We start from the raw sequence: 11377 nt of genomic DNA on the forward strand, positions 1-11377 counted from the left end.
GGCCTCAGAAGCCCACGTCGCCGGCGTGCCCGAAGCCCGCGCCGCCGCCGACCAGGTCGGTCGAGGTGGCGGCGCCGCCGCCGAAGCCGCCGGCGGCGGTGTCCCCGGCGTGGGCGAGGCCGAAGCCCCCGCCGGCCAGGAACGGCTGGTCGGCGGAGGCGACGAGCTCGCCGCCGCCGACGACGCCCACGTGGGCGAAGGCCGGGGTGGCGGCACCGGCGAGCGCCAGTGCGGCGGCGGCGGTCAGGGCGGCCTTGGCCAGCTTGCTCTTCATGGAACTGCCCTCTCTCTGGGAGCGCCCCCGCGGGCGCTCTGACACGTGTTCACATCCGGCGGTCCGGACCGGCCCGCCGCTCACCCGGCCGGACCGCGCTGCGGCGGTCGGCCGGACACTTCGTCCGCACAGCCCGGAGGGCCCGGGGAGGTGTTCCTCCCCGGGCCCTCCGACCGTGCCGTGCCCCGTGATCAGCCGATCAGGTGCGAGACACCCGCGTCGCCCGTGGACTGGGTGTTCTGGCCGACGTTGCAGATCTGCTTCGGCTGGTTGTTCAGGACCGGGACCTCGACCGGAACCGCGATGCCGATGACGGCGACCGCGATGTTGTGGACCTCCGGCAGGCAGATGTTCGGGTTGTCCAGAACGTGGCTGTTCGGGCTGCCGTTGCCGGCGGTGCCGGTGTGGTTGGTGCCGCCGTTGCCCTGGACGGAGGTGGCGGCGCCGTCCGAGTCGACGATGGCGGAGGCCGAGCCGGCGGACATCGCGAGGGCGGCGGCGGCCAGGCCGGCGGCGGCGAGGGACTTCTTGATCATTTCTGGTTTTCCTCTCGGGGTGAATCGGGGGGCGATTCGAAGGTGGAACAGCGGGTGGTGCAGGGAGATCAGGGCGGCGACCGATCAGCCGATCAGGTGGGACACGCCGCCGTCGCCCTGGCTCTGGGTGCCCTGGCCGACGGTGCAGTACTGCCGACCGCCGTTGTTGGCGATCGGGACCTCGACCGGGACTGCCACACCGAGCACGCCGACGGCGATGTTGTGGATCTCCGGCAGGCAGATGTTCGGGTTGTCCAGGAAGTGGAAGTTCGGGCTGTTGTTCCCGACCGTGCCCGTGAAGTTGGTGCCGCCGTTGCCCTCGATCGAGGCGGCGGCGCCGTCCGCGTCACCGATGGCCGAGGCCGGGCCGGCGGCACCGGCCAGCGCGGCGACGGCCAGGCCGGCGGCGGCGAAGGACTTCTGGATCATGGGAGATCCCTCTCTGAAATGCTCTTTGGATTCCTTGCGTACGGCGCTGAGAACGCTCAGACCCGGTCGGCAGTCACTGACGTTCAGATCAAAGAATGACGGCACGGAAGGTTACGGGGATTCTGGAAAAGAGTCCCGGAGGCGCGACGGTCAACGGAATCCGGTCGGATTATTAAGCCGAACCGGTTAACGGCCGCAATCCGCGCTCCCGGTCACTCGTTGAGCAGAACGCTTTCCGGCTGCGCCCCCGCAGCCGCTCCCAGTGATCCCCAGTACGGACAGCAGAACGGTGAAAAGCATGAAGTTCTCCAAGCGGGCCGGCGTGATGCTGCTGGCGGTCGGTGCCGGTGTGCTCGCCTCCCAGGGGGCGGCCTCTGCCGCCGCCCCGATCGGCCCCGACCAGGTGGGCGCCCTGGAGGACTCGCTGGCCACCCAGCAGGTCCCCGCGGACATCCCGCTCGCCCCACTGGGCAGCCGCCTCACGGCCGGCATCCCGACCTCGCTGCTCATGCCGCCGGCGCCCGGCCGGACCACCAGCTCCGACGGGGCGCTGCTCCCGGAGCAGATCGTCCCCCAGCTGACCACCGGCAAGGTGGGCCCGAGCGCCAAGGCCGAGCTGCCGCTCCCGCTGGTCGACCAGGGCGCCGACCTCGGCAAGGTGCTGCTGGACGCCCCGGCCGCCCCGCTGCACGCCAAGACCCCCGGGCTCACCCTCGGGCAGCCGCTCTCGCTTGCCCGGGACGGCGCCGGCCAGCTCGCCGACGGCCGGCTGAAGGTGGACGAGATCGACCCGCGGCTGGTCTCCGGCGCGGTGCAGGTGATCCCCGGGGCCAAGGCCAGCCTCGGCGGCGACGACAGCCGGCTCTCCCTCACCGACACGGCGGGCGCCCTGGCCGGCACCACCACCACGACCGCCACCACCGTGGTGGGGCAGACCGGCCTGACCGACCTGACCCAGCTCTGACCCGGCTCTGACCCCGGGATCCCATCCGGTACGAGAGCCCGGCACCCCGGCCGCGCGGCGGGATGCCGGGCTCTCGCGCGCCCGGTAGGGTGCTCAGCCCGGCAGGACGCCGGTCAGCCCGCCGACCAGCGGGAGGTCCTTGACGCCGCCGCCGGCGCTCAGCGGGCCGGTGAGCGTCCCGGTGCCGATCGCGGGCAGGCCCTGGTCCGGTTGGAGGGCCGCGCCGTTGTTGAGGAAGTCGGCCGAGGAGTTCGCCCACGGGTCCAGCCGCAGGCTCTTGATCGGCGCGACGCCGTAGCCGAGGCCGGTGGTCGTCCCGCCCAGCGCCTGGCCCAGGTCGGTCTTGGTCAGCTTGGCCGGGCCGGCCGGAGCCTCGCCCGGGGCGGTGGCGGCCTGCGCCGAACCGGCGCCGAGCAGCACCGCGGCACCCACGGCGGCGGCCAGGCCGGCCGCGCTCTTCTTCGAAACCATCGTGATCACCCTTCGGTGGATCGGAGGTACCGGACGGTTGTCCGGAGACGCCGAACTGCCCCCCGGCCGACTGGTCGGGGGGCAGGACGGCCGGTACGCGTGCCGATCGGGATCAGCAGTCGTCCGCGGGCTGCGGGACGGCCTCGACGTTGGCGCAGGCGTTGCCGAAGGCCGGGTTCAGCAGGCCGACGACGTTGATGCTGTTGCCGCACAGGTTGATCGGCACGTGCACCGGGACCTGGATCTGGTTGCCCGAGACGACACCGGGGGAGTTGGCGGCCACGCCCTCGGCGCCGGCGCTGGCGGCGGCGGAGCCCGCCGCGCCCAGCACCAGGCCGGCGGCGGCGGCGGAGAGGACGGCGGCCTTCTTCATGTTCTGCATGGGGGGTTGATCTCCTCGATCACACACGGGTGGAGCGTGCCGCGCCCCGGCGCTGCGGGGCGCGGCACGGGCTCGGGTGAATCAGCTGTCGCCGACGTGGCGACCGCGGGTTCAGCCGACGTTGGCGCACTGGTTGCCGAAGGCCGGGTTCAGCAGGCCGATGATGTCGATGCTGTTGCCGCACAGGTTGATCGGGATGTGGATCGGGATCTGGATCTGGTTGCCGGAGAGCACACCGGGGGAACCGGCGGCGACGCCCTCGGCACCGGAGCTGGCGACCGCACCGCCGGCGGCGCCGAGCACCAGGCCGCTGGCGGCCAGCGACAGGACGGCGGCCTTCTTGAAGTTGCGCATGTCATTCCTCCGATTTCTGCCCGACGGAAGGGAAATGTCGGGAGTCGGGCGAGCACGAATACTCACCCGAAGGCTGTAGGGATTTCCGTGATTGTCACTCGGGCGGCGCACACCGGCGTGTTCCGCCCATGGCTCGGGCGTGGCCGCGGCGGCCGTGTCGCGGTGCCCCGCGAAGCGATTCCCGCACGGCCGGGAAAGGCTTCGGACAAAGGCGCGACGGTTGGAATTCCGGTCAGGCGTTCCGGCACGGATTGCCGGACGCCGGGTAGGGGAGGCCCGCCGCGCCGACCGAGCCGCCGGTGGCCGCGATGCCGACGACGGCGTGGGCGTGCTTGCGCATGGGCGGTACTCGATTCGTGCGTAGGGGCCGGTGGAGACCGGGTTCCGTCAGGGAGAACGAGGCACCGCGGGCGGGGAAACGGTCGGACCCTCCGATCACCCGAATGCCCGGTCCGCGGCGCCGTTGGGCCGGATGGGTGACAGTGCGGGGAGCGTCGCAACCGGTCCGGTGGGGTCTCGTTCTAGATGTCGCACTCCCCGTGCATATCTGTCGAACAGTCAGGAGGCTCGTATGAGCATCAAGAAGACCGCCGCTGTCGGCGCGGCCGTGGTGGGCATCGTTGCCACCGGCGCCGGTACCGCGATGGCCAGCTCCGGCGCCCAGGGCGTTGCCGCCGGTTCCCCCGGTGTCATCTCGGGCAACCAGATCCAGGTCCCGGTGCACGTTCCGGTCAACGTCTGCGGCAACACCATCGACATCATCGGCCTGCTGAACCCGGCCTTCGGCAACAAGTGCGCCAACGTGGGCTGAGCCCGCACCCGGTTCGGCCGGTGCGAGCCGCCGTTCCGCGCTTCCCTCCTGGGGCGTGGGGCGGCGGCTCTTTGTCGTGCCGGGGCGGCGACGCCCCGTCAGTTCCCGGTGGTGTCACAAGCCTTGTTGCGTTACTTGTCAGTACCTAGAATGCGAGACCTGCTCACCTTTCCTGCTCCTCTCTTGCTCCGCGCCGCTCGGCGCCCCGCCCGGGCGGCCCCCCACCCCCGCAAGGAGTCGCGTGTGACCAGGTCCCCACGGTCGGCGGCGCGGCGGACACGCACCGGGTCCTCCCGGTGCGCCGCACTGCTCGCCACCGGAACCCTCCTCGCCACCCTCGGCCTGGCCGGCGCCCCCGCCGCCCTGGCCGACCCCGCCCCGGCCGCGCCCGCGGCCACCCGACCGGCCGCGGTCGTCGCCCTCGGCGACAGCGCCATCTCCGGGGAGGGCGCCGGCACCGACACCAACGACGGCTACTTCCCGGAGACGGACAGCCCCACCAACTACTGCCACCGCCACCCCAAGTCGGAGATCTTCGTCACCGACATCCCCGGGGTCACCCCGATCGACCTCGCCTGCTCCGGCGCCCAGACCGGCGACCTGGTCAGCGACCCGGAGCTGGCGAAGGTCACCGGCCCCGGCAGCGGCGACTTCGGCGAGCCCAAGCAGGACGTCAAACTGGCCGACACGGCGGCGAAGTACGACGTCAAGATGGTCGTCGTCACGATCGGCGCCAACGACGACTTCGACTTCAGCGGCATCATGATGCACTGCCTCGCGCAGTACTTCCCGATCCCCAAGGACCAGGGCTGCCGGGACACCATCGGCAGCGACGAGATCCGCCGGCGCGCCAAGGGCGTCCAGCCCAAGGTGGTCGCGGCGCTCCAGAACATCCGTCAGACCATGCGCCGGGCCGGCTACGCCGACTCCTCGTACCAGCTGGTCTACCAGTCGTACTTCAACCCGATCACCCCGGACATCCGGCGCAACGACTACCTCGGCAAGGTCGCCGACGGCTGCCCGGCCTTCCCCGAGGACCTCGCCTGGGGCCACAACTGGGTGGTGCCGACGCTCAGCGACGCGCTGCGCGGCGCGGCCGAGCAGGTGCCCGGCGTCCGGTACCTCGACCAGCGGCGGGTCGCCTTCGGCCACGAGGTCTGCGCGGAGTGGACGAGCTCCCCGTACGAGTACACCAACGGGGACGTCATCAACCTCTCCGAGTGGGTGCGCAACGGCTGCGACTCGCAGATCGGCATCCCCGGGCTGTGCATGAACATGGTCCGCCAGTCGTACCACCTGCGGGTGGCCGGCTACCGCGGCGAGGGCGTCTGCCTCGGCCAGTTCTACGCCCGGCCGGAGCTGGCGCAGGCGTACTGCACCCTCAACCAGCAGAACACCACCTCGATCCAGCCGCTCACACCCGGACAGCCGTTCGGCGACGTCCCCGAGGACGGCGCCTGGTACCAGCTGACCAACGCGGCCAGCGGCAACGCGCTCGACCTCACCGGCGGCGGCAGCTACGGCGACTCGACCAACGGCCGGGCCGCGATCACCTATCCGGCCACCGGCGGGCTCAACCAGTCCTTCGTCCTGGAGGCGAAGGCCGGCGGCAGCTACGAGCTCGACTTCAGTGGCAACCGGAACATGTGCCTGGACGCCAACGCCGCCTCCACCGCCCCCGGCACCCGGATCCAGCAGTGGGGCTGCACCGGCGGCGGCAACCAGCACTGGGTGTTCACGCCGGCCGGCAACGGCCGCTACAAGATCGCCGACTCCCAGGACCAGGGCAAGGTCCTGGCCGCCGGCGCCACCCTCGACGCCAAGGGCAACCCGTACGTCGAACTCGCCGCCGACACCGGCGCTGCCGACCAGCTCTGGCAGCTCACCAAGCTCGGCATCGTCTACGTCCACGGCTGATCCGCCCCGCACGTCCTGAGGCCCCGGCCGCCGCCGCCCCCACCCGGGCGGCGGCGGCCGTGTGCACGACCGGGCCGGTGTGGTGCTCGGCACGGGTGGCGTGGTGCTGCGCGCCGGTCCGGAGGGCGCCAGGGGCCGTCGGTTCGGGGTCGTGCCGTAGGCTCACGGGAAAATCGTTGCGCCGGAGCCGCGCGGACCACGAGCGGGGCGGGGAGTACCCAGACCAGATGAGCACGGCATCGAGCACCGAGTCGTCCAGCACCCAGCCCGGAGCGCCCGGGGCGGCGCCTGCGGAGGCCCCCGAGGAACGGACGGGCCCGGCGTCCGGACGGTTCGGGGCACTGGTGGACCGCTTCGCGCCCGCGCTGGGCGCGTACGCGGTGGTCAAGGCCATCGGCCTGACCGTCTTCCTGCTGCTGCTCTCGCACACCGGCGACTACCTGAAGAAGCAGCCGGGCCGCGGCGGCGGCGCCCACGCCTGGGACGTGCTGGGCACCTGGGACGGCATCTGGTACCAGCGGATCGCCGAGAACGGGTACGACCCGCAGCTGATCCCGTTGCACGGCTTCCCGCTGGCCACCTACTACGAGAACTCGGCCGCCTTCTTCCCGCTCTACCCCTGGCTGATGCGGCTGGTCGGCGCCGTCACCGGGCTCGGCCCGTACGGCTCCGGGATCGTCGTCTCGGTGATCGCCTCGCTGGTCGCCGCGGCCGGGATCTTCGCGGTCGCCGAGCGGCTGGGCGGCTTCCGGGCGGGCGTGATCGCCGCGGTGCTCTGGGGCCTGTTCCCGGGCTCCGGCGTGGAGTGGGCGGTCTACTCGGACTCGCTGTTCGTCGCGCTGTCCGCCTGGGCCTGCTACTGCGTGATGACCCGCCGCTGGGTGGCGGCCGGCCTGCTGGCGCTGGTGGCGGGCCTCAACCGGCCGACCGCCGCCGCGCTGATCGCCGCCGTCTCGATCGCCGCGCTGGTCGCGCTGGTCCGCCGCACCGACGGGGTGGCCCGCCCGCTGACCGCGATGCTGATCACCCCGTGGGGCCTGATCGGCTACGTCGCCTGGGTCGGCTGGAAGATGGGCGACTGGGGCGGCTACTTCAAGCTCCAGCAGGGCGCCTGGAACCGCTACTTCGACGGCGGCGCCTCCACCCTGCGCACGATCATGGACGTGATCACCGGCCACTGGGACTTCTGGCAGTCCAACCCCGTCCCGGACCTGATCGCGATCGCCCTGCTGATCGCCCTGCCCGGCTTGCTGGTGCTGCTCTGGCGCACCCGGCCGCCGCTGGTGCTGTGGGTCTACACCGCGCTCACCATCATCACCGCGCTGAGCAGCAACCAGATCTTCGGCAACATCTCGCGCTACCTGCTGCCCGCCTTCCCGCTCTGCATCGGCCTGGCGGTGGCGCTGCGCAAGCTGCGGACCTCCTCGCTGGCCGGGCTGCTGGCCATGCCGGTCCTCGCGGCGGGCTGGTACGCGGGCTATGCGCTGTTCGAGTTGGGCATCCCGTAGACCCGGCGTTGGTTGGCAACGGGATCATCCGGCAGCAGACGGGCCGTTGCTAACCTCGGACGTATGACGACGACCCCGCCGCCCGTGCGCCAGATCCGCGACATCTCCGGGCTGATGGACCACGCGAGCCACGTGCTGGCCACCCGGATGGCGGCCGCCTTCACCGAGCTCGGGATCACCCCGCGCGCCTACTGCGTGCTGTTCCACGCGCGGGCGGGCGAGCGCACCCAGATCCAGCTGGCCGAGCTGGCGGACCTGGACAAGACGACCATGGTGGTCACCGTCGACGAGCTGGAGAAGGCGGGCCTGGCCGAGCGCCGCCCGTCCGCGACCGACCGGCGGGCCCGGATCGTCTCGGTCACCGAGGCGGGCGAGCGGGCCGTGGTGCGGGGCAGCGCGATCGCCGACCGGGTGCACCGCGAGCTGCTGGAGTCGCTGCCGCAGCCCGAGCGCGAGGTGTTCCTCTCGGCCCTGACCCACCTGGTGGACGGCCACCTCGCGGAGCCCGTCGAGGTCGAACGCACCGTCCGCCGCGCCCGCCGCTCCCGGGGATAGTCGCCGGCCGCCCGCCCCGGACCGCTTCCGCGGGCTCGCCGCCACCGTCCCGTGGTCGACCGGGTGCGAGAACTGACCGTCCGTCAACTCGCTTGAATGCGACCAATGTTCGAAGGGTCAGCCTGGATCCGGCCCGCGTTCGAACGGCGGACCGGACCCCGGGGTGCTACGGCCAGACCAGGCAGTACAGCTGGTGCCCGGCCTCGTGCAGCCGGTTGGCGAAGTCCTGCCACTCGTGCAGCATGCTGTAGATCACGAACGCGTCCCGCGGCCCGCGCCGGTCCGGCACGGTGGACCAGATGAAGGCGGCGGCGCCGAGCTCGGTCTCGTCGGCCTTGCGCAGCGGCTCGACGACGTTGTGGGGGAGCTGGACGACGGCGTAGTCGGGGTGCAGCACCACCAGTTCCAGCGGCGGCACCTGGTGCAGCGGGACGCCCTGGATGCCGGTGAGCACCATGGCGCTCATCGTCTCCGGTTTGATCTTGGTGGAGAGGTGGCCGGTGGGGGAGCCGCTGGTCTCCATCAGGTCGCCGAGGCGGCCCAGTGCGCCGAGCTCGCCGGCCTCCAGGCCGAGTCCGCCCGGCCCGAGGGCGGTGGGGACTCTGGCGGCCGTCGCGCGGTCCGGGGCTCCGAAGTACTTGTAGGTCACCCCCACGCGTCCCTCACCCCGCCTCTCACCGCCGCGACGACCACGACCCGTACCCGCTCCCGTACCCCCGCGTGCGGTCTCGGCGGGCCTGCGGGAGCCCCCCGCGGCCTCGTCGTAACCGTCCTGCGCCTCGGACACTCGGACCATCCTCACCGGAATTCGCCGGAATCGACAGACCCCCGCACGTCCGGCGCCCACCGGACGTGCTCCTTACCCGTCATGCGCCGCCGTACCCATTCGCGGTACGCGGCAGTCCTCTCCACACCCCTGCACACAGACCGGAGGTCCTGTGCACTCTGTGTACACAGTCTGACTGGTCCCCGGTCCGGTGAAGTCAGCGGCCCCTGCTGTACGGACAACCGTACAGACAACGGTGCCCGGATCATCGTTCCAGATGATCGGGTCGGACATGCAGAGCGTGAGGACACGATTTGAGACCATGTCTTTTGTGAGCTACCCCTACGAAGCCCCCCAGTCCCAGTCGCTGTTCGACCGCGCCTCCGTGGTGACGCCCGGCGGCGTCAACTCCCCGGTGCGCGCCTTCCGCGCGGTCGGCGGCACGCCGCGCTTCATGGTGTCCGGCACCGGTCCCTACCTCACCGACGTCGACGGCCGCGAGTACGTCGACCTGGTGTGCTCGTGGGGTCCGATGATCCTCGGCCACGCGCACCCCGCGGTGATCGACGCCGTCCAGCGGGCCGTCTCCCGCGGCACCTCCTTCGGCACCCCCGGCGAGGGCGAGGTCGAGCTGGCCGAGGAGATCGTCGCCCGGGTCGCCCCGGTCGAGCAGGTCCGCCTGGTCTCCTCCGGCACCGAGGCCACCATGTCCGCGATCCGGCTGGCCCGCGGCTTCACCGGCCGCGCGAAGGTGGTGAAGTTCGCCGGCTGCTACCACGGTCACGTGGACGCGCTGCTGGCCGCCGCCGGTTCCGGCGTGGCCACCTTCGGCCTGCCGGACACCCCGGGCGTCACCGGCGCCCAGGCCGGCGACACCATCGTGCTGCCGTACAACGACCTGGCCGCCGTCGAGCAGGCGTTCGCCGCCCACCCGGGCGAGATCGCCTGCGTGATCACCGAGGCCTCGCCCGGCAACATGGGCGTCGTCCCGCCGCTGCCCGGCTTCAACGGCGGCCTGGCCCGGCTCTGCCGGGAGAACGGCGCGCTGTTCATCTCCGACGAGGTGATGACCGGCTTCCGCGTCTCCAAGGCCGGCTGGTACGGCCTGGAGGCGGCGCACGAGGGCTGGGCGCCGGACCTGCTGACCTTCGGCAAGGTCATGGGCGGCGGCTTCCCGGCCGCGGCCTTCGGCGGCCGCGCCGACGTGATGGCGCACCTGGCCCCGGCCGGCCCGGTCTACCAGGCGGGCACCCTGTCCGGGAACCCGGTCGCCACCGCGGCGGGCCTGGCCCAGCTGCGCGGCTGCACCGACGAGGCGTACGCGACGGTGGACAAGGTCGCCGCCGAGGTCTCCGGCCTGGTCGCCGACGCGCTCGCCAAGGAGGGCGTCGCGCACCGGCTGCAGACCGCCGGGAACATGTTCTCGGTGTTCTTCACCGAGGCCCCGGTCACCAACTATGACGAGGCCAGGACCCAGGAGGCGTACCGTTTCACCGCCTTCTTCCACGCGATGCTGGCCGAGGGCGTCTACCTGCCGCCGTCCGCCTTCGAGTCCTGGTTCGTCTCGGCGGCCCACGACGAGCGGGCGATCGAGCGGATCGCCGCCGCCCTGCCGGCCGCCGCGCGCGCCGCTGCCGCCGCCACGGCCTGACCGCCGCGGCCCGTACCCCGATTCCCAGGAGTAGTCGAGAAGTGAGCGCCAAAGAGATCACCGTCGTCCACGTGATGCGGCACGGCGAGGTGCACAACCCGGAGGGCGTCCTGTACGGGCGCCTGCCGGACTACCACCTGTCCGAGCTGGGCCGGAAGATGGCCGAGCGGGTCGCCGAGGACCTGGCCGACCGGGACGTCACCCACGTGGTGGCCTCCCCGCTGGAGCGGGCCCAGGAGACCGCCGCGCCGATCGCCGAGGCGCACGGCCTGGACATCGCGGTGGACGCGCGGCTGATCGAGGCGGAGAACGTCTTCGAGGGCAAGACCTTCGGGGTCGGCGACGGTTCGCTGCGGAACCCGGGCTACTGGAAGTACCTCACCAACCCGTTCAAGCCGTCCTGGGGCGAGCCCTACCTCGACCAGGCGGTGCGGATGATGGGCGCGATCGGCGCGGCCCGGGACGCCGCGCGCGGGCACGAGGCGGTCTGCGTCAGCCACCAGCTGCCGATCTGGATCCTCCGCTCCTTCGCCGAGCGCCGCCGGCTCTGGCACGACCCGCGCAACCGGCAGTGCTCGCTGGCCTCGCTGACCAGCTTCACCTTCGAGGGCGACCGGATCGTCTCGGTCGGCTACCGCGAGCCGGCCCGCGACCTGCTGCCCGCGCACCTGGTGGGCAAGGGCCGCAAGGGCGACAAGCCGGTGGGCAAGAGCTTCGGCGCCTAGCCTCCCGTAAGCGGCGTGTAAGTATGACTTCGGG

The 11377-nt window shown here is 72.1% G+C and carries 14 protein-coding genes; 7 read left to right on the forward strand and 7 right to left on the reverse strand.

All coding sequences use genetic code 11. The annotated features are described in order from the left end of the window. Nucleotides 1-4: 4 nt before the first annotated feature. From ACFRQN_RS36850 to ACFRQN_RS36860, 3 genes are all read right to left on the reverse strand, one after another. Nucleotides 5-274, reverse strand: coding sequence for a hypothetical protein (locus ACFRQN_RS36850; RefSeq protein ID WP_380744907.1), 270 nt, complete (start codon nucleotides 272-274; stop codon nucleotides 5-7). 191 nt (nucleotides 275-465) lie between these two features. Continuing rightward, nucleotides 466-810: a rodlet layer protein gene (locus tag ACFRQN_RS36855; RefSeq protein WP_074004017.1), complete on the reverse strand. Its 345-nt coding sequence runs from the start codon at nucleotides 808-810 to the stop codon at nucleotides 466-468. Between the two features lie 84 nt (nucleotides 811-894). Then, on the reverse strand, nucleotides 895-1239 hold the full coding sequence (locus ACFRQN_RS36860) for a hypothetical protein (RefSeq protein WP_049650481.1): 345 nt from the start codon (nucleotides 1237-1239) through the stop codon (nucleotides 895-897). A 298-nt stretch (nucleotides 1240-1537) separates the two neighbouring features. Here ACFRQN_RS36860 and ACFRQN_RS36865 point away from each other — a divergent pair, with 298 nt between their 5' ends. Continuing rightward, a complete protein-coding gene (locus ACFRQN_RS36865) occupies nucleotides 1538-2203 on the forward strand; it encodes a hypothetical protein (protein ID WP_049650482.1) in 666 nt (221 codons plus the stop codon). 93 nt (nucleotides 2204-2296) lie between these two features. Here the strand turns inward: ACFRQN_RS36865 and ACFRQN_RS36870 are convergent, their stop codons facing one another. The 3 genes from ACFRQN_RS36870 to ACFRQN_RS36880 all read right to left on the reverse strand — a co-directional run bounded on the left by ACFRQN_RS36870 (nucleotide 2297) and on the right by ACFRQN_RS36880 (nucleotide 3410). Beyond that, a complete protein-coding gene (locus ACFRQN_RS36870; RefSeq protein WP_147409124.1) occupies nucleotides 2297-2674 on the reverse strand; it encodes a hypothetical protein in 378 nt (125 codons plus the stop codon). Nucleotides 2675-2786: 112 nt separating this feature from the next. Continuing rightward, nucleotides 2787-3056, reverse strand: coding sequence for a chaplin (locus ACFRQN_RS36875; RefSeq protein WP_380744910.1), 270 nt, complete (start codon nucleotides 3054-3056; stop codon nucleotides 2787-2789). Between the two features lie 111 nt (nucleotides 3057-3167). Next, nucleotides 3168-3410 (reverse strand): chaplin, encoded by a 243-nt coding sequence (locus ACFRQN_RS36880; protein WP_049650485.1) that lies wholly within the window; start codon nucleotides 3408-3410, stop codon nucleotides 3168-3170. Between the two features lie 571 nt (nucleotides 3411-3981). Between ACFRQN_RS36880 and ACFRQN_RS36885 the strand changes: the two genes are divergently transcribed. The 4 genes from ACFRQN_RS36885 (at nucleotide 3982) to ACFRQN_RS36900 (ending at nucleotide 8201) form a co-directional block, all read left to right on the forward strand. Further along, entirely contained in the window at nucleotides 3982-4221 is a 240-nt protein-coding gene (locus tag ACFRQN_RS36885) for a chaplin (protein ID WP_049650486.1), read from the forward strand. 243 nt (nucleotides 4222-4464) lie between these two features. Then, nucleotides 4465-6138, forward strand: coding sequence for an RICIN domain-containing protein (locus ACFRQN_RS36890; RefSeq protein ID WP_380744912.1), 1674 nt, complete (start codon nucleotides 4465-4467; stop codon nucleotides 6136-6138). Nucleotides 6139-6365: 227 nt separating this feature from the next. Then, nucleotides 6366-7646 carry a glycosyltransferase family 39 protein gene (locus ACFRQN_RS36895; protein ID WP_117488307.1) on the forward strand — a complete coding sequence of 427 codons (1281 nt, stop codon included), beginning with the start codon at nucleotides 6366-6368 and terminating at the stop codon, nucleotides 7644-7646. A gap of 63 nt (nucleotides 7647-7709) precedes the next feature. After that, entirely contained in the window at nucleotides 7710-8201 is a 492-nt protein-coding gene (locus tag ACFRQN_RS36900) for a MarR family winged helix-turn-helix transcriptional regulator (protein WP_049650488.1), read from the forward strand. Nucleotides 8202-8367: 166 nt separating this feature from the next. Here the strand turns inward: ACFRQN_RS36900 and ACFRQN_RS36905 are convergent, their stop codons facing one another. Continuing rightward, nucleotides 8368-8850 carry a hypothetical protein gene (locus ACFRQN_RS36905; RefSeq protein WP_074004012.1) on the reverse strand — a complete coding sequence of 161 codons (483 nt, stop codon included), beginning with the start codon at nucleotides 8848-8850 and terminating at the stop codon, nucleotides 8368-8370. 439 nt (nucleotides 8851-9289) lie between these two features. Here ACFRQN_RS36905 and hemL point away from each other — a divergent pair, with 439 nt between their 5' ends. After that, nucleotides 9290-10618 (forward strand): glutamate-1-semialdehyde 2,1-aminomutase, encoded by a 1329-nt coding sequence (hemL, locus tag ACFRQN_RS36910; protein WP_380744914.1) that lies wholly within the window; start codon nucleotides 9290-9292, stop codon nucleotides 10616-10618. Between the two features lie 74 nt (nucleotides 10619-10692). Continuing rightward, nucleotides 10693-11343, forward strand: coding sequence for a histidine phosphatase family protein (locus ACFRQN_RS36915; protein ID WP_049650499.1), 651 nt, complete (start codon nucleotides 10693-10695; stop codon nucleotides 11341-11343). Nucleotides 11344-11377 lie beyond the last annotated feature (34 nt).

It is taken from the genome of Kitasatospora sp. NPDC056800 (assembly GCF_042789775.1).
In the GTDB taxonomy this organism is placed as follows: domain Bacteria; phylum Actinomycetota; class Actinomycetes; order Streptomycetales; family Streptomycetaceae; genus Kitasatospora.

What these genes read in the sequence shown, in the direction of transcription:
- ACFRQN_RS36895 (WP_117488307.1), top strand. Translation starts at nt 6,366, where the DNA reads ATGAGCACGGCATCGAGCACCGAGTCGTCCAGCACCCAGCCCGGAGCG.
- ACFRQN_RS36870 (WP_147409124.1), bottom strand. Translation starts at nt 2,674, where the DNA reads ATGGTTTCGAAGAAGAGCGCGGCCGGCCTGGCCGCCGCCGTGGGTGCC.
- ACFRQN_RS36915 (WP_049650499.1), top strand. Translation starts at nt 10,693, where the DNA reads ATGCGGCACGGCGAGGTGCACAACCCGGAGGGCGTCCTGTACGGGCGC.
- ACFRQN_RS36865 (WP_049650482.1), top strand. Translation starts at nt 1,538, where the DNA reads ATGAAGTTCTCCAAGCGGGCCGGCGTGATGCTGCTGGCGGTCGGTGCC.
- ACFRQN_RS36885 (WP_049650486.1), top strand. Translation starts at nt 3,982, where the DNA reads ATGAGCATCAAGAAGACCGCCGCTGTCGGCGCGGCCGTGGTGGGCATC.
- ACFRQN_RS36850 (WP_380744907.1), bottom strand. Translation starts at nt 274, where the DNA reads ATGAAGAGCAAGCTGGCCAAGGCCGCCCTGACCGCCGCCGCCGCACTG.
- ACFRQN_RS36875 (WP_380744910.1), bottom strand. Translation starts at nt 3,056, where the DNA reads ATGCAGAACATGAAGAAGGCCGCCGTCCTCTCCGCCGCCGCCGCCGGC.
- hemL (WP_380744914.1), top strand. Translation starts at nt 9,290, where the DNA reads ATGTCTTTTGTGAGCTACCCCTACGAAGCCCCCCAGTCCCAGTCGCTG.
- ACFRQN_RS36880 (WP_049650485.1), bottom strand. Translation starts at nt 3,410, where the DNA reads ATGCGCAACTTCAAGAAGGCCGCCGTCCTGTCGCTGGCCGCCAGCGGC.
- ACFRQN_RS36860 (WP_049650481.1), bottom strand. Translation starts at nt 1,239, where the DNA reads ATGATCCAGAAGTCCTTCGCCGCCGCCGGCCTGGCCGTCGCCGCGCTG.
- ACFRQN_RS36855 (WP_074004017.1), bottom strand. Translation starts at nt 810, where the DNA reads ATGATCAAGAAGTCCCTCGCCGCCGCCGGCCTGGCCGCCGCCGCCCTC.
- ACFRQN_RS36900 (WP_049650488.1), top strand. Translation starts at nt 7,710, where the DNA reads ATGACGACGACCCCGCCGCCCGTGCGCCAGATCCGCGACATCTCCGGG.